This is a genomic window from Pseudoalteromonas sp. 1_2015MBL_MicDiv (assembly GCF_002407505.1).
Taxonomy (GTDB): domain Bacteria; phylum Pseudomonadota; class Gammaproteobacteria; order Enterobacterales; family Alteromonadaceae; genus Pseudoalteromonas; species Pseudoalteromonas fuliginea.
On the sequence record NZ_CP012737.1, the window covers coordinates 3,312,312 to 3,333,092 of the forward strand.

Annotated in this window: 18 protein-coding genes; 12 read left to right on the top strand and 6 right to left on the bottom strand. The window is 38.4% G+C overall.

The annotated features are described in order from the left end of the window. The 8 genes from AOR04_RS14910 to AOR04_RS14945 all read left to right on the top strand — a co-directional run bounded on the left by AOR04_RS14910 (position 1) and on the right by AOR04_RS14945 (position 7,028). The gene (locus AOR04_RS14910) at positions 1 to 714 is read left to right on the top strand and encodes a YggS family pyridoxal phosphate-dependent enzyme (RefSeq protein WP_096793773.1); all 714 of its coding nucleotides are present in this window, start codon (positions 1 to 3) and stop codon (positions 712 to 714) included. A 17-nt stretch (positions 715 to 731) separates the two neighbouring features. After that, positions 732 to 1,553 carry a pyrroline-5-carboxylate reductase gene (gene proC / locus AOR04_RS14915; RefSeq protein WP_096793774.1) on the top strand — a complete coding sequence of 274 codons (822 nt, stop codon included), beginning with the start codon at positions 732 to 734 and terminating at the stop codon, positions 1,551 to 1,553. A 27-nt stretch (positions 1,554 to 1,580) separates the two neighbouring features. Continuing rightward, complete coding sequence (locus AOR04_RS14920; protein WP_002962568.1) at positions 1,581 to 2,114, top strand: YggT family protein; 534 nt, start codon at positions 1,581 to 1,583, stop codon at positions 2,112 to 2,114. A gap of 60 nt (positions 2,115 to 2,174) precedes the next feature. Continuing rightward, a complete protein-coding gene (locus AOR04_RS14925) occupies positions 2,175 to 2,618 on the top strand; it encodes a DUF4426 domain-containing protein (RefSeq protein WP_096793775.1) in 444 nt (147 codons plus the stop codon). A 4-nt stretch (positions 2,619 to 2,622) separates the two neighbouring features. Then, positions 2,623 to 3,222: an XTP/dITP diphosphatase gene (locus tag AOR04_RS14930; RefSeq protein WP_096793776.1), complete on the top strand. Its 600-nt coding sequence runs from the start codon at positions 2,623 to 2,625 to the stop codon at positions 3,220 to 3,222. Then, positions 3,219 to 4,355, top strand: coding sequence for a radical SAM family heme chaperone HemW (gene hemW / locus AOR04_RS14935; protein WP_096793777.1), 1,137 nt, complete (start codon positions 3,219 to 3,221; stop codon positions 4,353 to 4,355). Before AOR04_RS14930 ends, hemW begins: the two co-directional genes overlap by 4 nt. Before the next feature lie 79 nt (positions 4,356 to 4,434). After that, a complete protein-coding gene (locus tag AOR04_RS14940) occupies positions 4,435 to 6,270 on the top strand; it encodes a DUF885 domain-containing protein (protein ID WP_096793778.1) in 1,836 nt (611 codons plus the stop codon). A gap of 89 nt (positions 6,271 to 6,359) precedes the next feature. Then, positions 6,360 to 7,028: a hypothetical protein gene (locus AOR04_RS14945; protein ID WP_007376530.1), complete on the top strand. Its 669-nt coding sequence runs from the start codon at positions 6,360 to 6,362 to the stop codon at positions 7,026 to 7,028. Here the strand turns inward: AOR04_RS14945 and AOR04_RS14950 are convergent. After that, positions 7,025 to 7,741, bottom strand: coding sequence for an SIMPL domain-containing protein (locus AOR04_RS14950; RefSeq protein ID WP_096793779.1), 717 nt, complete (start codon positions 7,739 to 7,741; stop codon positions 7,025 to 7,027). The two genes, AOR04_RS14945 and AOR04_RS14950, sit on opposite strands and share 4 nt — an antisense overlap. Before the next feature lie 114 nt (positions 7,742 to 7,855). On the opposite strand from AOR04_RS14950, the gene AOR04_RS14955 reads away from it, so the two are divergent. Further along, positions 7,856 to 10,525, top strand: coding sequence for a bifunctional acetate--CoA ligase family protein/GNAT family N-acetyltransferase (locus tag AOR04_RS14955; protein WP_096793780.1), 2,670 nt, complete (start codon positions 7,856 to 7,858; stop codon positions 10,523 to 10,525). Further along, complete coding sequence (locus AOR04_RS14960) at positions 10,525 to 11,478, top strand: ion transporter (RefSeq protein ID WP_096793781.1); 954 nt, start codon at positions 10,525 to 10,527, stop codon at positions 11,476 to 11,478. Before AOR04_RS14955 ends, AOR04_RS14960 begins: the two co-directional genes overlap by 1 nt. A gap of 15 nt (positions 11,479 to 11,493) precedes the next feature. Here the strand turns inward: AOR04_RS14960 and AOR04_RS14965 are convergent, their stop codons facing one another. The 5 genes from AOR04_RS14965 to AOR04_RS14985 all read right to left on the bottom strand — a co-directional run bounded on the left by AOR04_RS14965 (position 11,494) and on the right by AOR04_RS14985 (position 18,826). Further along, positions 11,494 to 15,996, bottom strand: a complete 4,503-nt coding sequence (locus tag AOR04_RS14965; RefSeq protein WP_096793782.1) for an EAL domain-containing protein — start codon at positions 15,994 to 15,996, stop codon at positions 11,494 to 11,496. 22 nt (positions 15,997 to 16,018) lie between these two features. Next, on the bottom strand, positions 16,019 to 16,420 hold the full coding sequence (locus tag AOR04_RS14970) for a GNAT family N-acetyltransferase (protein ID WP_096793783.1): 402 nt from the start codon (positions 16,418 to 16,420) through the stop codon (positions 16,019 to 16,021). Between the two features lie 2 nt (positions 16,421 to 16,422). After that, positions 16,423 to 16,626, bottom strand: a complete 204-nt coding sequence (locus tag AOR04_RS14975) for a DUF3283 family protein (protein WP_096794144.1) — start codon at positions 16,624 to 16,626, stop codon at positions 16,423 to 16,425. Between the two features lie 551 nt (positions 16,627 to 17,177). After that, positions 17,178 to 17,423, bottom strand: coding sequence for a DUF1289 domain-containing protein (locus tag AOR04_RS14980; RefSeq protein WP_096793784.1), 246 nt, complete (start codon positions 17,421 to 17,423; stop codon positions 17,178 to 17,180). Between the two features lie 269 nt (positions 17,424 to 17,692). After that, entirely contained in the window at positions 17,693 to 18,826 is a 1,134-nt protein-coding gene (locus AOR04_RS14985; protein ID WP_096794145.1) for a 1-acyl-sn-glycerol-3-phosphate acyltransferase, read from the bottom strand. Between the two features lie 389 nt (positions 18,827 to 19,215). On the opposite strand from AOR04_RS14985, the gene AOR04_RS14990 reads away from it, so the two are divergent. Together AOR04_RS14990 and AOR04_RS14995 are read left to right on the top strand one after the other, a co-directional pair. Continuing rightward, positions 19,216 to 20,160 carry a D-2-hydroxyacid dehydrogenase gene (locus AOR04_RS14990; protein ID WP_096793785.1) on the top strand — a complete coding sequence of 315 codons (945 nt, stop codon included), beginning with the start codon at positions 19,216 to 19,218 and terminating at the stop codon, positions 20,158 to 20,160. 185 nt (positions 20,161 to 20,345) lie between these two features. Further along, positions 20,346 to 20,726 carry a DUF3192 domain-containing protein gene (locus AOR04_RS14995; protein WP_096793786.1) on the top strand — a complete coding sequence of 127 codons (381 nt, stop codon included), beginning with the start codon at positions 20,346 to 20,348 and terminating at the stop codon, positions 20,724 to 20,726. Positions 20,727 to 20,781: the final 55 nt, after the last annotated feature.

Below are 20,781 nucleotides of genomic sequence, written 5' to 3' on the forward strand. Positions count from 1 at the left end.
ATGACTCCACAACTAACTGATAAATATATGGTTACAATAGCAGAACGACTAACATCCGCCTACGCTAGAATTGCAACGGCTGCAAAAAATACACAGCGAAATAACAATGAAATAACCTTGCTGGCAGTGTCTAAAACGAAACCAAGCGAAGATATAATTGCAGCTTACAAGCACGGCCAGCGTGAATTTGGTGAATCTTATGTTCAAGAGGCTATAGATAAAATAGCTCAACTACAGTCATATAGCGACATCATTTGGCATTTCATTGGCCCTATTCAATCCAATAAAAGTGCCTTAGTAGCTGCCAGCTTCGATTGGGTGCAAAGTGTTGATCGCATGAAAATAGCGAAACGATTAAACTCCCAGCGCCCAGGCGATAAAGCGCCTCTAAATGTACTTATTCAAGTAAATATAAGTAATGAGGAAGCAAAGTCAGGTTGCCACCGCGATGAAATAGATGAACTTGCCGATTATATAAACCAATGTGAGCACCTAACACTTCGAGGTTTAATGGCAATCCCTGCTAAAAGCGACAAACTGGATACACAAATTCAATCTTTTGAGCAATTGCAAACTTGCTTTGATAAACTAAAGACCCAATATCCTCAAGTAGATACTTTGTCGATGGGTATGAGTAACGATGTTGAAGCTGCCATTAGTGCAGGTTCAACCATGGTGAGGATCGGCACAGACATTTTTGGAACACGAACTTAAAAGGTGATAACAGATTTATGTCAGATAAAAAAATCGCATTTATAGGCACAGGTAATATGAGTTACGCCATTATTGGTGGCATGGTAAAAAACGGTTTTAACGCAAGTAATATTATTGCAACTAACCGCAACCAAGAAAAGCTTGCAAAGGTAGCATTTGATTTCAAGGTGCAAACCACCAGTGACAATAACGAAGCCCTGCGCGATGCTGATGTAATTGTTTTGTCTGTTAAACCACAAATGATGGGCGATTTATGTAAATCGTTTCAAGAGTCAGGCATAGACTTTAGCAATAAACTGTTTATTTCTGTTGCTGCGGGCTTAACCGTAAAACGTTTGCGCGAAATGCTAGGTCAAGACGTTAAAATGATACGTTGCATGCCAAATACACCGTCTTTATTAGGTCGCGGAGTATCAGGTTTATATGGTGCGGGCGAAACACAAAGCGAACACGAATTTGTACAACAAGTTTTTGAATGCACTGGCATTGTGGTATGGGTTGAAGAAGAGTCACAAATAAACGATATTATTGCTGTGACCGGCTCATCACCTGCTTACTTTTTCTTGTTTATGGAAGCCATTGAAGAAAAAGCCAAAGCACTGGGCTTTAACGACGAAGACGCTCGTCGTTTAGTGCAACAAACAGCTCTTGGCGCCGCCGAAATGGCACTTAGCCAGCCTGATATTAGTATTTCGCAACTACGTTCGAACGTAACATCTAAAGGCGGTACTACTCACGCAGCTGTTGAGCACTTAAAAGGTGAAGGCTTAACTAAAACCGTTGGCGATGCAATGGATGCGTGTATTGCGCGTGCAGAGCAAATGGAAAAAGAACTTTAAAACTACTTTTTTATTGAAGGTTACACTATGAATGCCATGCAATTTTTAATCAGTACCTTGTTTGATTTGTTTTTAATGGTGGTATTACTGCGCTTTTGGCTGCAGTGGGCAAAAGCCGACTTTTACAACCCAATGAGCCAGTTTGTGGTTAAAGCCACTTCGTTTGCAGTAAAACCACTGCGTAAAATCATTCCTGGATTTGGTGGGCTTGATTTAGCTTCTCTGTTGCTGGCATTTATAGTCGCTGTAGCCAAAATAAGTACTTTAATGCTTGTTATATATAATGCGTGGGCAATACAGCCTGTACTTATTCAAGCACTTATAACGGTACTAAAAGAAGGCCTTAATTTAGTATTTTGGGTACTTATTATTCGCGCTATTTTAAGTTGGGTTAGCCAAGGTTATAACCCTATAGAAGCGGTTTTCCATCAGCTTACTGAACCAATGCTAAAACCAATTCGTAAAATATTGCCATCAATGGGTGGCTTAGATTTATCAGTTTTAGTGCTTATTATTGGTATTCAGTTTTTGCAAATGCTGCTTATGGATTTTTTAGTCTAATATGGATTTTTTAATTAGAGGCCCAAAGGCCTCTTTTTTATATGTTTTGAGGAATACATAATGAACCGTTTAATTAAGTTTTGTTTTATTGCTTGTTTAGCATTTGCATTTAACGCGCAAAGCGAAGAAATGCAAGGCGCACAATACAAAGAGCTTGGCCCATGGCAAGTGCATTACATTGCTTTTCCTTCTACTTTTATTCAGCCAAAAATAGCAAAAGCGTATGGCCTTGAGCGAAGCGGATACAAAGGCATTGTGAATATTTCTGTTTTAAAAAATGATGCCGAAAATACAGCCCAAACAGCAAATCTTACTGGCACAGCTAGAAATCTACTTGGCAACAAACAAACGCTTACTTTTAAAGAAGTAAAAGAAGGTGATGCAATTTATTACCTTGCCCAAGTTGATTACACCAACGAAGAGATTTTACGCTTTGAGATTGAAATACAGCAAAGTAATCAATTTCAAAAATTACAGTTTCAGCAAAAATTTTACGTAGATTAATAACATGACCAAAACTTTAGTACTTGCTACAGGTAACCCTGGCAAAGTAAAAGAGCTAGCTAACATGCTAAGCTCTCTGAATATTAATGTAGTTCCACAGAGCGACTTTAACGTAGGTGAAGTTGCCGAAACCGGTACTACCTTTGTTGAAAATGCTATTATTAAAGCGCGCCATGCCGCTAAAATTACCGGCATGCCAGCTATTGCCGATGACTCCGGTTTAGAAGTTGATGGCTTAAATGGTGCGCCCGGTGTGTATTCTGCTCGCTTTGCAGGCACAGGTGCCAGTGATCAAGATAACATTAATAAGTTACTTGTAGATTTAGGTGATAATCCTATTCGCAGTGCACGCTTTTGGTGTGTACTGGTGTTAATGCGCCACGCAGACGACCCTACTCCGCTTATTTGTAGTGCTAGTTGGGAGGGCGAAATTACGCTCACTCAAAATGGCAATGGTGGATTTGGTTACGATCCTGTGTTTTTTGTAGCAGAGAAAAATTGTACGAGTGCTGAGCTTACAAAAGAGCAAAAAAATGCAGTGAGTCATCGCGGACAAGCGCTGCAAAAATTATTATTAGAACTACAGCAAAAAGGCGGCCTGTGAACCTTCCACCACTGAGCTTATATGTGCACGTGCCTTGGTGCGTGCAAAAATGCCCGTACTGCGATTTTAATAGCCACGGACAAAAAGGTGAAATACCTGAAGCTGAATATGTTCAACACTTAATTGATGACTTAAAAGCAGATTTGCACTTAGTACAAGGGCGTAAAATTCACAGTATTTTTATTGGTGGCGGCACTCCGAGCTTATTAACTGGTGCAGCTTATACCCGATTATTAAATGAAGTCGACAACCTAATTGGGCTTGAAGAACACTGTGAAATTACCCTTGAAGCCAACCCTGGTACAGTAGAAACAGGTCGCTTTAAAGATTACGTAAAAGCAGGCATTAACCGTATTTCTATTGGTGTACAAAGCATGCAAAACGACAAGTTAAAAGCACTTGGTCGGATTCATGGCAGCGACGAGGCTAATTATGCTGCACAGCAGGCTAAAGAAGCCGGTTTAAATAGCTTTAACCTTGATTTAATGCACGGCTTACCAGGGCAAACTCTTGACGATGCACTGAGTGATTTAAAGCAAATTATAGCGCTCGATCCACCACATATATCTTGGTATCAACTAACTATTGAACCCAATACGCAGTTTGCTTCAAAACCCCCTACCTTGCCACAAGACGAAACACTGTGGGACATTCAAGAACAAGGAATAGAATTACTCAAACAAGCCGGTTACGTACAATACGAAATATCGGGTTATGCAAAACCGGGCTATCAATGCCAACATAACTTGAATTATTGGCGTTTTGGCGATTATCTTGGTATTGGCTGCGGCGCACATGGTAAGGTTACTGATGAAAATACAGGGCTTATAACGCGCACCGAAAAGGTTAAGCACCCGCGCGGTTATATGGATTTAATTAAACCGTATATGTACAAAAGCTGGCATGTAGAGCAAGACGATTTAGCATTTGAATTTTTTATGAATCGCTTTCGCCTTGTTGAGCCTTGCCCAATTAATGATTTTAATAAACTAACAATACTGCCACTGCAAAGTCAACAAAGCGCACTAAACCAAGCACTTAATAAAGGTTTATTGACTCAAACAGACAGCCATTGGCAGGTAACCTTAAAAGGTCATCGCTTTTTAAATGACCTACTAGAATTGTTCGTGTAGCGCTAAGGCACTACACGACAATATAAAGCGAATAAATATAAAACACCCTAATGGGTTTCTAACAACAAAAGGGAAAACAATGCGTAAACTTACTTTTATTGCAGCGGCTGTAAGCGTTGCACTGCTTGCTGGTTGCCAGCAAACAACACAACAATCAACTCCAGCCTCTGTTGCACAAGCAGTTCAATCACAACAAAGTGAAATCGACAAAGCGAATGCATTTTTTGAAGATACATTTAATCGCGATGTAATGAGCAGTCCTGTATATCAAACATATATGGGTATTAAGCAAGATTACGATAAGTGGGACGATGGCAGCGAAGAAAGAAAGCTTAAAGATTTAGCACAAACAAAAGCTGACCTAGTTGCATTAAAAGCAATTAATCGTGATTTATTAGATGATGCAACAAAAGTAAGTTACGACTTAAAAAAACAAGATCTTGAAAGTTCAATTGCCGACTTTAAATGGCGTTACCATAATTACCCTGTGAACCAAATGTTTGGTACGCATTCTATGATCCCTGCGTTTTTAATTAATCAGCACTCAATTAGTAATGCAAAAGAAGCTAAAGACTACATTTCACGTTTAAATGGTGTTACTGAGGTTATTGATCAGCTTATTACTGATTTAAATGTACGTGCAGAAAAAGGCATTATCGCTCCTAAATTTGTGTTCCCGCATGTTATTGATTCAAGTAAAAACATTATTCACGGTGCCCCATTCGAAAAAGGCGATGATTCTACATTGCTTGCTGATTTTAAACGTAAAGTAGCAGTGCTTGAAATTAGCCAAAACGAAAAAGACTCGTTAATCAGCGATGCATCAGATGCATTAAAATCGGCTGTTAAACCATCTTACTCTAAGCTAATTAACTACCTAGCACAGTTAGAAAAACGTGCAGATAACCGTGATGGCGCATGGAAATTACCTGATGGCGAAGCGTTTTATAACAACGCACTTAAGCGCACTACAACTACAGATTTAACGGCTAAAGAAATTCATGCAATTGGCCTGTCTGAAGTAACACGTATTCATGATGAAATGCGTGAAATTAAAGATAAGGTTGGCTTTAAAGGCGACTTAAAAGCCTTTATGCAGTTTATGAAAACTGACAAACAATTTTACTACCCTAATGATGCACAAGGTAAACAACGCTACCTTGATGAAGCAACAGGGCTTATCGATACAATGAAAACACGTTTAGATGAGCTATTCATTGTTAAACCAAAAGCTGATTTAAAAGTAAAAGCAGTTGAAGCATTCCGTGAAAAAGCAGCGGGCAAAGCATTTTACCAACAGCCAGCTCCTGATGGCTCACGCCCAGGTATTTACTACGCGAATCTTTACGATATGGAAGCTATGCCAACGTATCAAATGGAAGCGCTGGCATACCACGAAGGTATTCCGGGTCACCACATGCAAATAGCTATTTCGCAAGAACTAGAAGGCGTGCCTAAGTTTCGTAAATTTGGTGGCTACACTGCGTATATTGAAGGTTGGGGTTTATACTCAGAATTCATTCCTAAAGAAATGGGCATGTACTCAGACCCTTACTCAGATTTTGGTCGCCTTTCAATGGAGCTGTGGCGCGCATGTCGTCTAGTGGTTGATACGGGTATTCACGCAATGAAGTGGACTCGCCAAGAAGGTATTGATTACTACGTAAACAACACGCCTAATGCAACATCTGACGGTGTTAAAATGGTTGAGCGTCACATTGTAATGCCTTCACAAGCAACTGCTTATAAAGTAGGTATGCTTAAGATTTTAGAACTTCGTGAAGACGCTAAAAAGCAACTGGGTAATAAGTTTGATATTCGCCAGTTCCACGACGTTGTCCTTAAAAATGGTCCTGTACCACTTAATGTACTAGAAAACTTTGTTAATGAATGGGTAGCAAGCAAAAAAGCTTAAAACCAATTTAAACAATTGCTTTAAAGATGAAAGGTCGCATTTGCGACCTTTTTTGTTTTATAGTAGCAAAAAAGACTTTGGAAATAATAATGGATTTAAGCATACAACTACTTAACGCACGTATTTCAAAGCATCAGCTAGATGAGCTTGATAACGACTTTAAACAGTTAAGCCCAGCCCAACAGACATTGCAGCTAAATCATTTATATGAAAGCACTCAGCGTATGAGCATTAAATACGACTTTATGCAAAATGTGGCAACGCGTATTTTAACTACCAATGCACCTCCAGCCGCGTTTATAAACCAATTGACAACAACAGATACGTTAACCTTTTTTACCCCAGCACTTAAAGTTAATAAAGGCTTTTTAGCGCAAGACGTGCGGGGCAATAACGCGCTGCATAATGTATTTAAACACGCCGACGATCAAAAATTACCTTTTAATTATGTGCGCTCTTTAATGCTGTTTGAATCTAACGATGATTTAGTAAAAGCGCTTGCCCAGCCAAACGATCGCGGCCTAACACCCGTAGCTTGTTACATTGCGTATGCGAATAAGCCAAGCACGCCGGTTAAACATGAGTTTTCAGCGTTATTAGCACTCATGGAAATAGAGCAAAAACAAAACCCAATGGCTAAACAGCAACTGGCAAATACATTAAAAGGCGCAGGCCTTAACGAAACTAGCATTTTACTTAGTGCTGCTTACTTGCAGCGTTCAACCGCACAGGTGGCGCATTTAATTAGAGCAATTTAGTCATCTAAATAATATTCAACACTAGTAACAACGCGTATTTTTTTGATTTGTGGAGTGTTTGAATCGCGATTACTGATACTAAATTGCCCTTGGCGAGCTGTTTTTATTTTGCCTAATTTTGAATTAGAGTCTTTAGCAAATTTATTAGCGACTTCACGCGCTTTTTCAGTTGCTTCTTGCACCATCGCAGGTTTTACATCATTGAGGCCTGTAAAAATGTATTCAACTTTAGTTTCGTAGCTGTCCTGCACTATCGCGATATCTTGTTTAGCAAGCTGGCTTACTTTACTCAGCGCGTTTTGCACTTTATCTGGCGCATCAGAATAAACAATAATATTTGAGCGTATTATGTATCTAAACTTTTGATTTTCATTACTGTATTCACGTGATTGTTTATCAATAACTGACTGGCTACCTATAGTTATTTCATCGTCGTCAAAACCATGGAGTTTTAAAAAAGCAGTTACCGCATCATTTTTTTTCTCAACTCGGCTGACTAATTCTTCAAGATCATTGTCGGCATCACTAAATTGCAGAGGCCAAATTACCGTATCAGCTATTACTTCTCGCTCGGCCAATCCCTTAACCTGCACAGTACGTTCCATCCCTTTCACACCCAGAGCGGTACTTTTTAAAATAAACCCTAAGCTAATTAGGCCTATACTTAAACAGATAGCCGCTATAACAATGTAAAAACCGGGGGTTTTATTCACAATAATCTCCTTGATTGATATCAATAATAAGCATCTAGACGCTCGAAATAACACAGTAAACAGGGTACATTGAGACTATAAATAACGCAAAATTTAATCAGCCTAGGAAAAACCATGAGCCTTAAGCGTATAACCCAATTTTTTAACCCAAGCTCAGTGGCCGTTATTGGCGCCTCTAACGTATCAACTCGGGCTGGTTTTGTGGTTATGCGCAACTTACTTCAAGGCGGTTTTAAAGGGCCGATAATGCCCGTTACTCCAAGCCATAGCGCAGTACATGGCGTACTTGCTTACCCCTCTATTGCTGACTTACCAAAAGTACCCGACCTTGCTGTTATTTGTACTAACAAAAACACCTTAATTGATATTATTGAGCAGCTTGGAGAGCTTGGCTGTAAAACGGCTATTGTTATTGCAGATGGACTTTCTGGGGAGCAAAAAAGCGCGCTTAAAGCATGCGCTCAAGCCAAACAAGTTACTTTGCTTGGACCCAATTGCTTAGGCTTGCTGATCCCTCATATTGGTTTAAATGCGAGCTTTTCACATACCGTGGCAAGCCCAGGTAAAATTGCATTTGTATCGCAATCAGCAGCAGTATGCTCAACCATTTTAGATTGGGCTAAAAACAAAGAAATTGGCTTTTCATATTTTGTCTCGGTAGGTGATTGCCTTGATATAAACTTTAATGAACTACTCGATTTTTTAGGTCGTGATGCTAAAACTAAAGCTATTTTACTCTACATAGATAACATTGAAGATATTCGTGGCTTTATATCAGCAGCAAGAGCAGCGGCCTTTAGTAAGCCTGTAATTGCGATTAAAACAGGTAAAACAACTGCGGGCGCACTTGCAGCCGAAATTCACACCGGCGCAAAGCAAAGCTCTGATGCTGTTTATGATGCGTTATTCCAACGAGCGGGTATGCTGCGTGTAAATGATTTACGAGAGCTATTTGCAGCGACACAAACACTCGCCATGCATCCAAAATTATTAAAAGTAGAACAACTGACAATTTTAACTAATGGTGGCGGCCCAGGTGTTATGGCCGTTGATGAACTTATTCAAAGCTCCGGTAAATTAGCAGAACTAAGCATTGAAACCCGAAATGCGCTAAATAAAGTCATTCCGCAATCAGAAACCACCTCAAACCCTGTGGATATTTTTGGCGACTCAGCACCTGCGCGTTATAAGCAAGCATTAGAAATTTTACTGCACGCAAAAGAAGTTAAAAACTTACTGATTATCCATACTCCCTCAGCGCTTGCGCCAAGCGAAGACTACGCCAACATTATTGTAGAAACCTTACAAACATTACCCAAAATGGCGCGCCCTTACGTTATAACTAACTTTATGGGTGAAGACGCATCTTACGCCGCCAGAAGAGTGTGCTCAAACAACGCAATACCAACTTATAGAACACCAGAGGGTGCTGTAGGCGCGTTTATGCACTTGGTAACGTATCGTCGTAACCAAAAGCATTTAACGCAAACACCTGAGTCGAACACTGATGACGCTAAAATAAATAAAGTGGCAGCTAAAGCGCTTATTAATGAGTTTTTAGATGACGGACAAAGCTACTTACCTACTCATCAGGCAAGTCAAATATTAAACCACTATGGTATTAAATGCATTCAAACTGAGGTCGCTTACACCCCAACAGAAGCCAAAGAGCAAGCCATAGAGCTTGGCTTTCCGGTCGCGTTGAAACTTATTAGTCCAAGTATTGCCTCGAAGTCTGAAGTCGGTGGTGTGGTACTTAACTTAAACGACGCCAACGAGGTTGAACAAACTGCTTTTGCAATGCTTATCCGTATTAAAAACACGTATCCGGATGCTGTTATTGAAGGGTTTTCATTACAAAAAATGGCGCCACGAGCAGGAGCAAATGAGCTGCGAATTGCGATCAAAACAGAGCCTAATTTTGGCCCTGTTATATTATTAGGTGAAGCAGGCACTGGCCTTGAATATGCACAAGCCGCCGTTGCACTGCCTCCACTAAATATGAACTTGGCAAAGTATTTAATTGCTGCAGCGCACGACAAAGGCGTATTAAAGGAGCGCATACTCCCAGAAAAGGTTGATAAGTATCGTTTATGTGCACTGCTAACACGCATTTCTCAGTTAGTAATTGATCAACCTGACATTAGCTCAATGGAACTAAATCCTATTCTTGCCAGTAATGGGCAGTTTTTAGTGCTTGATGCCACTATGACACTTAATCGCTATCAAGCTCAGAGCAATCGTAAGCGGTTATCTATTCGTCCCTACCCTATTGAACTTGTTGAAGTGGTAACACTTAAGAATAACACCCAAGCTACGCTCAGGCCGATAAAACCAGAAGATGAACAAGCTCATAAAGTATTTGACGAGTCACTTAACAAAGAAGACAGATATAAACGCTTTTTTGGCGAGCTTCCACAGTTTAACCACGATCAACTCGCTAAAATGACCCAAATTGATTACGACCGTGAAATGGCGTTTATTGTTTGCCAACGCTTTGAAGGTAAAACCCGCACTCTGGGTGTGTCTCGCGTCATTATGGATCCCGATAACCTACATGCTGAATTTGCTATTGTAGTACGCTCAGACTGCCAAGGCTTAGGGCTTGGTCGCATACTGATGAGTGCTGCAATTAATCACTGCAAGCGCCAAGGTGTGGAGTCGATTGAAGGCATAACCTTACCTGAGAATACAGGGATGATTGAGCTTGCCCGTAAGCTAGGTTTTAAAATTAGCCGCGACTTTGAAGAAGGCAGTATTAACATGGTACTTAAATTTACATAATGAATAATTCGCAGACTTTAAGACAAAAACTGGCTTGCCTGTTTGAATGCACAGGCCAGTACCGCCGAGCAGGGCATATTCTTGATATTGCACTCATTAGCTTAATAATGATCAACGTTGTAGCCATCGTTATTGAATCAATCCCAAGTGTGGTAGAGCAGTATTACAACGAATTCTTAGTTTTAGAAATTGTCTCAGTCGCTATTTTTGCTATTGAGTACTTAGCCAGACTTTGGGCTTGCGTAGATAAAACACAATATGCTGCAATAAAAGGATCTAATACCAAACGTCGGCTTAGTTATTTTTTCTCCCCTTTGGCAATTGTTGATTTAATCGCGATTTTGCCGAGCTTAATGATGTTTTTATTTCCTCTCGATTTACGTTTTTTACGTGTGCTTCGACTATTAAGAGTGTTTAAACTCACACGCTACTCACGTGCCATGCAGCTACTTTTAAAAGCCTTTAACGATGAAGGTAGTTCATTAATGGCCGCTTTTTTTATTATGGCAGTGGTGCTTATTTTAGCCTCATGCGGAATTTATTTAATTGAGCACGACATACAGCCCGATAAATTTGGCTCTATTCCTGCAGCTATGTGGTGGGCAATGGCCACACTAACGACCGTTGGTTATGGTGATGTAGTACCTATAACGCCATTGGGTAAGTTTTTCGGCGGCGTTATCACACTACTGAGCATGGGTATGGTTGCGATACCAACAGGTTTACTGGCGTCTAGTTTTTCAGAACAAATACGTAAACGCCGCCAGTTTTTTGAAGATGCCGTACATGAACAAATTCAAGATGGCACTCTTAATGATACTCAACAAGAACACCTAGAAGAACTACGCTATAAATTAGGCTTGAGTAAACTAGAAGCTAATAAGGCCATTAAAACGCAGTTAAATGAGCATAATAGCCATTTGTTTTGCAGGCACTGCGGTAAAAGGCCTTAAATGAGTGCAATATTATCAATTGAACATATCACTCCAATCGCGATTAATAAGCGGTAGTACTTCGTTATTTGGTACAGGCTTACTAAATAAGTAACCTTGGAAATGGCTACATCCCCTTTCATTTAAAAAGGCGAGCTGATGTGAGCTTTCAACCCCCTCTGCTACACATTCTTTACCTAAACTGTGTGCAAGGGCAAGTATTGATTGAATAATGGCTTCGTCATCAGAGTCAATTCCTATGTCTTGTACAAAGCTCTTATCAATTTTTAGTACGTCGATAGGAAAACGTTTTAGATAAGTCAATGAAGCATAACCAGTACCAAAATCATCCATATAAAGCTTGCAGCCCAAACTTTTAAGCTTCTCCATACTGTGCAATGCTTGTTTTGAATCACGCATAAGTATCGACTCGGTAATTTCAAATACAATCGCGTCTGACGGTATATTGGCATTACTTAGCGCTTTTCTGATCTCTGGCACCAACTCTATAAACTCAAAATCAAGTGCCGATAAATTTATTGATAAATAAAGCTTCGGCGATACCTTACGCCATTCTTTCAAATCCTCTAAAGCACGCGCCAATGTTTGCAGCATTATCTTTGTTATTAAACCAATACCTTCAGCCGCTAAAGAAAATTCTTGAGTTTGGATAAGATTATTTTCAGGCCAACGTAATAACACTTCAAACCCTTCAGTTATATAAGTTTTTGCGTTAACAATGGGTTGGTAATAATTACAAAATTCATGTTCTTGATAAGCTTTAGTAAGTTGTGACTCCAGGTGAAGTGTTTTTTGTACATGCTGATTCATTTCTTGTTTATAGAATTGATAGCTACTTTCAAGTGAATCTTTAGCATGATAAAGCGCAATGTTAGCCGCTTTTAATAATGTAGAGCTTTCTTTTGCATCATCAGGACATATAGCAACACCAATACTTAAGTTAATATTAACGACCTGTCCGCTAATACTAATATTTTGGTTTACGCAATCCATTAGTTTTACGCATATAAGTAAAACCTCTTCTATTTTATGAATATCCTCTACGAGCGCAACAAATTCATCACCACTAAAACGTGCGACACTATCTGATGGGCGTAATACACATTTTAATCTCTCTGCGACTTTTTTAATTAATTCATCACCCGCTTCATGCCCTAAGGAATCATTAAAGTACTTAAAGCGCTTAATATTTATGTATAACAGTGCAACTTTACAGCTGTGCTTTTTTGCTTGTTCTAACGCATGCCCAACACGATCGTTAAACAACGTACGGTTTGGTAATCCCGTTAATACATCGTAATTAGCGAGCAAATGAAGTTCATTTTCAGCTGATTTTTGAGCACTTATATCAGTTAATATAACAACATAACTATTTAATCGTTGCTCGTTATCGGCCACCGCACTTATTTTCACTAATACATAATGAGACTCACCATTTGCGAGCACTACAGTATCTTCGCAAGTGAAATGCTCGCCAACTAATAGTTTTTGTATAATCCGTAAATAGCCAAAACGATTGCTCCGTGAAATTCCTAAATTTAAAGAGCGACTAGAAAGCGACTCAGCAGAGAAGTTAAAGGCTGTTTGAAGTGATTTATTTGAGGCACGGATATTAAAGTTTTTATCGAGTATAAGCACCCAATCACGGGTTTGCTCAAATGCTGCGGTAAACAGCAATGCATGCTCTTCAAATACCATCTCACGGGTCATATTAGTGTAGGTCCCCGCCACTTTTTGCGGGTTTTTTTCGTCCCACTCTACAACTTTGCCAAAATCTTTATACCACCGCCAATAGCCTTTTGCGTGGCGCAGGCGGTAAGTACAGTTAAAGTAACCTTTATCAGTAGATAAAAATTCTAACCATTCTAAGCGAAATAATTGTTTATCTTGCGGGTGAATTTTAGCTAAATAATCATCCAAACTCACTGTTTCATTATCGTAGCCAAGTTCATTTTTTAGCCGAGGCTGATAAATGGAGGGGTTACTTGACTGCCAATCCCATACCCCAGATTCACTGCCTTCTAACGCTATTTTTAAGCGGGCTTCACTTTCTTTGCTCTCTTTATTTGCTGCTAATAGAATCCGTTGAATTTTATTGCGTCGCATCACCCACATTGTTACAAATGCAACGAGTAACATTGCATATAGCACCATAAAATAAGGCGCTCGCCAAAGCGGGTATTTTACTCTTATTTTTAAAGTTGCAGGTGCTGTGTATTTGCCTGTAAGTGGATCTTTCGCCCACACTTTTAATTGGTAGTTACCCGGATTAAGTTTAGGGAATAAAACGCGATTATTATTGCGAGTATACGTTTTCTGGCCATTGCCTAATTGATACTCATAAATAATACGCTCTTGATTACTAAATGCCATAGCAGAAAAAGCAACTTCAAGTCCTATGTCATCATGGTTCAGAATAACTTCATTTAGTGGCTGCTTTAAATCAAACGATAAATCACGCGACATCAAATTGACTCGTGTAATATTGACATGATCAATTAGCACCTGAGTATTTTTATTTTCCATTGGCTGGAAATAGGTGAGACCTTTTAAGCCACCATATGCAATACGGCCATCTTTTAGGCGTGCCATTGCGTTGCTATTAAATTCAGCCGAAAGCAGCCCTTCAGATACAGTAAATTGTTGAAAATGTAATGTTTTTGGGTTTAACCGCCAGATACCTTTGTGGCTACTCATCCAAATCATGCCGTCATCATCTAGCACCATGTCATAGAGTAAAGTGCCCAATTTATTTTTTTCCAAATCAATTGTATGTACTAGCTGATAAGTTAAAGCATCAAGTCCTATTAGGCCAAAATTAGACAATGATATCCATAAAATATTGTTGTTATCTATAACATACGACAACACACTAATAGCAACATTTTCATGCTGTTTGGGTACTTTATAAATCATTTTCAATGCAAAATTTTCAGGGTTTACTTGATATAAAATTCCCGCATTAAAAAACAATGGTGAATCGGGTTTACTAGAAAGTGGTGGTAAAAAACCATGGGCTAGGAAAGGTTGAAATTGTGCAAATTCACCACCTAAACGAGTCACTATTTGCGTATCAATGTTATAAATAAACACGCCATGATCTGAGTGCACATAATATAAATCGCCATTTGGCATAAGTGTAACACCATGCACCCAGCCTTTTATTTTATTTTGGTTAGCAGGATTTTTTGTTATTGGTTTACTAACATCATGTGTCATTGGATCAAAAACAAACAGCCCTCGGTTACTGTAAAGCCACAATTTATTTTTATAGGGCATTATTTCATAAACAGTAAATTCGGTTGTTAGTAAATCTACTTTATAGTCTTTTAAATAGACCTTTCCTGTATTGGCTTTTAAATCGACCTCGGTTATGCCATTGTGCGTGGCTAACCATAACTTATCATTGTATTCGGTAATGCCCCACACCGAATGATGCGACAATCCATCACCACCTAATAAACTGCCATCAACATTGCTAAAATTATAATTATCGTTTGATAAATAAAATGCGCCATCTGTTTTGGTCGCCACCCATGTGCCGCCTGATTTATCTTTTACCATATCAATAATACTAGTATCAGCAAGCGTATATTTACTTTGCGTTATACGCGTATTTTTAATCAATTCACCACTGGTTAAGTCAAACTTAAACAATCCTTTATCTGTAGCTAAATCTACTTTTCCATGAGCGTTAACAATTTGCCAAATATTTAAATCTGCTAACAAAGCCTTATTTTTAAATGGTAGGTCGGGGCGCTCAAACATCTTCGATAAATTAGTGATATCTACTTGATACAACCCCTTTACAGTACCAACGAGAAGTTGATTACTTTCGCCTAAGGCGAACGCTTTCACATTATTTTGGTAAATATGTTCAGGCTCACCCTTTAAATGCTGTAGTGGACGTATTTGTTCCGTCGCGATATCAAATATATAAGCACCGTGGCTAGTGCCAATAAAAATATAGCCATTGTAGTGAAAAAGCTCCCTAACTAAAGTGTTCTTATATTCATGTGAAAGCTCAAAAATAGAAGTTACTATGCCACTTTCAATGTCTAACTTTGCAAAGTCTCTACCTCGCCCAATCCACAGTGTTTTTTCATCAATCGCCAGCATGCTAAAAGCAGATTTGTTAATAATTTGTTCTTCGCTGGTGGGTTTTTCTAGAAACTGTTTGTATGAGTTAGTTGCAGGGTCGTACCTAAACAAGCCAGCAAGTAATGATGCAATCCAAATATGGTCCTGAGGGTCTTGGTAAATGCGGTCAATAATAGCATCTTCTAATTCACCATTGGGGCCATTAATAGGAATAATCTGATAACCATCATAACGATTCAATCCCGCTTCTGTCGAAAGCCATAAGTAACCGCTATTATCAATAAGCATAGTGTTAACGTAGCTCTGTGACAAACCTTCGTTTGGAGATAAACGCTTCACTTGTGCGCCTACTTGAGAGCTTAAAATAGCAGTAAAAGCTATTAAACTACATATGATCCAGTTAACACATCTGCTCATGCTTATTCCATATTATTTGATGCTATGGGTATTTTAAGGCGACTACATTGCGGTGTTTATAAGTATCGAAAAGTACTTGTAAAGCAAGAGTATATGTTAACACTTGGTTAAAACCAACAGTGCGGTATAAATCAACTAGTGTTTTGTAGGCAAAGGTATAAACAACTTTATTTTGCTTCTCTAGGAGTGTTGCTATTAATAGCTTTGCTAAACCTTTAGATCTATGCTGAGGAGCGACAAAAACGGTCGACAAAAATAAAAATTCGGCTTTATGCTGTAAGCGGCACGCAGCAACAATATCTGTTTTATTATAAACAACCCAAAGTTGATCTTGCTTATTAGCACGCCCCCTTACGCTGTATTGCTTATAAAATTTATTAACAAGTGGACTTTTAACTTGTTCTAATATTTCAACCTTATACATACCTAACTTAGCATCATTGACAAATACTGTTCAAATTGCCGTTTTAAAAACATTTGCTCAGCAACCGGACGGCTATGAATAGTGTTATACACTTGTTCACGCGTTTTTTTATTGCGTTTAATTTGATACGCCCAAAATGACGCTTCATAATCGAGCTGAATTTGGTATTTTTCTTCACGTGGTAACAGACATAAGTTAAAGCTCATAGTATTTCCTAATTCATTCCAATAAATTACCAGCTTAAATAGCGATAATGCTATAAACCAACCAATAAGGTGGCCATATTGCATTATACGCCGCGTATTTTATTTACTTCTGTAGTAATTTAAAATAGCAGCCACAACATTTTAGCATCTTATTATTGTTGATTAATTTATTTTTATCCCGTCGTATTTTAACAACCGTTTTGTGTGTTCCAAGAACACAATTGGCATATAGAAAAGCAAGCTTTAGATGAAATTAGTTATGAAGTATCGACTATAGATTAATAGTCGTAACAGTAGCTTTGTGGCCGTAAATAGTACTTTAGTGACTGGCTAATTAATCGAAGCTTTGGATAATAAATCTATCCCAAGCAGCTATTTTCAGCGCTAACTGCCTTGAATTTACTTGTATTAGGCCTGTAAATAAAACTATAAAAGTTTCATAAAAATTCAAGTCGCCATAAAATTAAACTTACTGTAAATTATCCCAACTCGCTAAATTGTTCAAATTCTATGCAGCATTGGTATTATATGTGCCAAAAGGCAGATAAGAATTAAAAATCAAATCCTTGCTGTTTGGTTTTACTATTTAGCACTGAATTTTTTTGATCTTTTTGCAGGTAACGTTTGTAGCGTTGTTGGCATAAACTAAGCACTTTCTTTTTTTGGGCATTACTTAGTGAGTTCCAAGTAAAACGCTCATCGCGACTGCGGTAGCATCCCTTGCAATACCCTCTATTATTCACTAGACAAATACTTTTGCAAGGGCTTGGAATATCAAATATTTCAATTTGTTGCATTGTATTAATACCACTTAAGAAGGTCAGACTTTTAGTATAGCGTTTTTTTTAAGCAAAAAAAAAGTGACAAATAAACAGTCACTTTTCAAAGGTTATTAAACTCACCTGTGGCCTTTCAGTATAAAGGTTCTATTTAGACGCAATTGAATCACGGCGCGAGGTCTGCAACCTCATGGGCAAAGTAAATACAGAGCAACAAAGAGTAAGTCGCCCAAGAGCGAGCTCAAAGGGCAGCGTATATTTAATCTAAAAAGGTAAGCAGACCCCGCTTAGTGCTCACAACTTTTAATATTAATCTCACTCTTACGATGAAAAGGCTTAGCGTACATTGCAAGTACAAGCGGTTTAAGCTCTTCAGGTACATTAGCCATTCGCTGTTCGAAGGTGGCTGTATCTGGTGAGTCAATTACTGCTTTTTTACAGCCACCAGCAATATAATTTCCGGGGTGCAAATAAAATGAATCCACTATTTGCTTATCAATCGTTTTTGCCAACGCTTCTGCGCTATCACAATTGGATTCAATAGGTCGTCCAAACGCTAAATGAACATGTCCCTTGGCGGTACTAAAGCCTTCGACGATACTGGCAATATCTTCACCAGCAGACTTAATATATTCACCGTGGCGTTGCTTATGATATAACTCTTTAGCTTTAGAAATAGCACACGGCTCGTATTGATAAGATATAGAAACAGGGACTATTTTTAACTCTTTTATATAATCACCAAATTCTTTCTTTTGCTTGCGCCCATTAAGTTGCAGCATTTTTAGAAGCGCAGGATCCGTTTGATCAAATCCATCTTTCGCACGCCCCTCTTTTTGTGCAATCCAAATTGAATTACCACTCATCAACGAATCATAAATATAGGATGAAAGTTGAGTAAGTGCTTTTAGCATTTCTTTAGGTGCTTTAGCTGAGCGCTTAACTATAAAGCTTTTATTTAAGCGCATAAGTTCAGTGATATAAGGTATTTGTAATAAATTATCGCCAATGGCAATACGCACTGTTTTCATTTTGTGTTGAAACAAACCCCAATTGACTAATGCTGGATCCAGTACTATGTCGCGATGGTTAGAGATAAATAAATAAGCTTGTTTAGGGTCTAATTCATCGAGACCTGCAAAAGTAACTTTTGACGTGGTGCGTTTTACTAGCTTATCAAGGTATTGTGCAACCTCGTTCTGTACGTCTTCAACAGTTTTTACCTGCCCCCATTTTTTACGCAGCTGGCTTCTTACCAGTGGACGTGTAATGAATGGTACAAACGATAAAAAACGCGGTAAGTTGTATTTTGCTATTACATCAATAAACGCATTATCGTTGATTAAACGCGTAAGCGAAGCCGCAACTTCATCGTCATTATATGGGCGTATATCTGTGTATTTGTCTTCTAATTCACTCATTACTACATCTATAATGTTAAAAAACGGCACGCCAAAGCGCACCGTTTATGTCTATGTTCGATTATAACTCAGCCAATCTAAAATGCGAAATAACCAATAAACGGCTTTTATTACTTAAGTGGATCATGCTCTTTACTTTACATAAAGTTCGACCATGAAACCTAGTATTAGTGCAACAAATTTAGCTAACCAATCCAGTAAAATACCATATTCTTAGACTGTTAGTGGGCTGACCACTACTACATAGCCCTCTAATCATTTGGTAGTAATACCATTAACAAAGCCTTTCTTTCGTAGTACCTTAAGCCCATATTTTAGATTTTTGATGGATCGTAAGCCTCTTTTTTACGATTTTAACTCTTTCAGATCCACTTATTTTAGGGCTCATAATGAACATTACTATTCTTGATAACGCTACATTAGCTAAAACATCTCTTACTTGTATTGAACAACTTGGTAAATTAACGACTTATGAACTTACTAGCCCAGAGCAAGTTATTGAACATTGCCAAGATGCTGATGTATTAATCACTAATAAAGCAGTTTTAAATCGCGACACGATTAGTAAACTGACTCAGCTGAAATTAATTTGCGTAAGTGCAACCGGTACTAATAATGTTGATTTAGAAGCCGCTAAAGAATTTGGTATTGCCGTAACTAATGTAGCTGGCTATTCAACCCCTTCAGTTGTTCAACATACGTTTTCTTTAATTACTAATTTACTGGGTAACACACACCGCTATCAGGCGGATTGCCAGCAAGGCGCGTGGCAAAAAAGTGACATGTTTTGCATACTCGATTACAGCTTTAACGACCTACAAGGTAAAACATTTGCCATTATAGGCGGTGGTACGTTAGGCAAGGGTGTTGCGAAAGTGGCTGAGGCATTTGGCGCTAATGTTATTGTAGCAGAGCGTAAAGGGGTTAAATGTCGAGATGGTCGTACGCCTTTTGAAGACGCCATTAAAACAGCAGATATAATCAGCGTACACTGCCCGCTAACAGATGAAACACGTGATTTAATTTCGCTTAATGAGCTTAAAATGATGAAGCCAAGTAGCATTATTATTAATACCGCACGTGGTGGCATTATTAACGAAGCCGACTTAGCTAAAGCACTTGAGCAAAACCTAATTGCAGGCGCAGGTGTTGATGTACTAACTAAAGAGCCTGCCGAGCTTTCAAATCCACTTGCTAATTACAAAGGCAATAATTTATTACTCACTCCACACATTGCATGGGCAAGTACTGAATCTATCGTACGCTTAATTAATGAAGTAAGTTTAAATATTACTGCATTTAATAATGGTGAATCACGTAACCGCTTGGTGTAGTGATTTTATTGTAGTAATCAAAAAAGCTAAAAAATGGCTGTTTTTACTAACACATTTAATATTTTGCTAGATAAAAACAGCCAATATAACTTAAGATAATGATTAATAACAACTTATAATTATGGTATACCCTTTGCTTTAATACAGCTAATAACAAATTAAAAACTTTATTAAGGTAAATAAAAATGAAAAAATCACTTTTAGCTGCAGCTTTAATCGCTCCATTTTTAACAGGCTGTGTTATTGCAGTGTCAGATGGCGAAACAGAAACACATTGGGCTGGTAAAAATTCATCTAGTTGGGAAACTAAGAATAAAAATAATCGTGAAGCCATTTCAGAGCTTGCAATGGATAGTAGCTATCAATCCGTGTTAACTAAATTAAAAACACCTGACTTCACTGAATTATTAAAAAAAGGTGATGATGTTTTTCAAATACTGTTTTACGTAACGCATAGCGTTCATTCTGACGGAAAAACAACGAAAGATGAATGTACTCCACTGATATTTAAAAATGACAAATTAGTCGGTATGGGCGAAAGTGCTTTGGGAATGATAAATAATTAAAAAAAAGCGTCACTACATTGTTATTGGCGCTTTTATTGATGGAACTTAGGTTAGG

Bases quoted from the DNA above. Each gene is read 5' to 3' on its own strand.
- AOR04_RS14910 (WP_096793773.1), top strand. From the start codon at position 1: ATGACTCCACAACTAACTGATAAATATATGGTTACAATAGCAGAACGA.
- proC (WP_096793774.1), top strand. From the start codon at position 732: ATGTCAGATAAAAAAATCGCATTTATAGGCACAGGTAATATGAGTTAC.
- AOR04_RS14920 (WP_002962568.1), top strand. From the start codon at position 1,581: ATGAATGCCATGCAATTTTTAATCAGTACCTTGTTTGATTTGTTTTTA.
- AOR04_RS14925 (WP_096793775.1), top strand. From the start codon at position 2,175: ATGAACCGTTTAATTAAGTTTTGTTTTATTGCTTGTTTAGCATTTGCA.
- AOR04_RS14930 (WP_096793776.1), top strand. From the start codon at position 2,623: ATGACCAAAACTTTAGTACTTGCTACAGGTAACCCTGGCAAAGTAAAA.
- AOR04_RS14940 (WP_096793778.1), top strand. From the start codon at position 4,435: ATGCGTAAACTTACTTTTATTGCAGCGGCTGTAAGCGTTGCACTGCTT.
- AOR04_RS14945 (WP_007376530.1), top strand. From the start codon at position 6,360: ATGGATTTAAGCATACAACTACTTAACGCACGTATTTCAAAGCATCAG.
- AOR04_RS14955 (WP_096793780.1), top strand. From the start codon at position 7,856: ATGAGCCTTAAGCGTATAACCCAATTTTTTAACCCAAGCTCAGTGGCC.
- AOR04_RS14960 (WP_096793781.1), top strand. From the start codon at position 10,525: ATGAATAATTCGCAGACTTTAAGACAAAAACTGGCTTGCCTGTTTGAA.
- AOR04_RS14965 (WP_096793782.1), bottom strand. From the start codon at position 15,996: ATGAGCAGATGTGTTAACTGGATCATATGTAGTTTAATAGCTTTTACT.
- AOR04_RS14970 (WP_096793783.1), bottom strand. From the start codon at position 16,420: ATGTATAAGGTTGAAATATTAGAACAAGTTAAAAGTCCACTTGTTAAT.
- AOR04_RS14975 (WP_096794144.1), bottom strand. From the start codon at position 16,626: ATGAGCTTTAACTTATGTCTGTTACCACGTGAAGAAAAATACCAAATT.
- AOR04_RS14980 (WP_096793784.1), bottom strand. From the start codon at position 17,423: ATGCAACAAATTGAAATATTTGATATTCCAAGCCCTTGCAAAAGTATT.
- AOR04_RS14985 (WP_096794145.1), bottom strand. From the start codon at position 18,826: ATGAGTGAATTAGAAGACAAATACACAGATATACGCCCATATAATGAC.
- AOR04_RS14990 (WP_096793785.1), top strand. From the start codon at position 19,216: ATGAACATTACTATTCTTGATAACGCTACATTAGCTAAAACATCTCTT.
- AOR04_RS14995 (WP_096793786.1), top strand. From the start codon at position 20,346: ATGAAAAAATCACTTTTAGCTGCAGCTTTAATCGCTCCATTTTTAACA.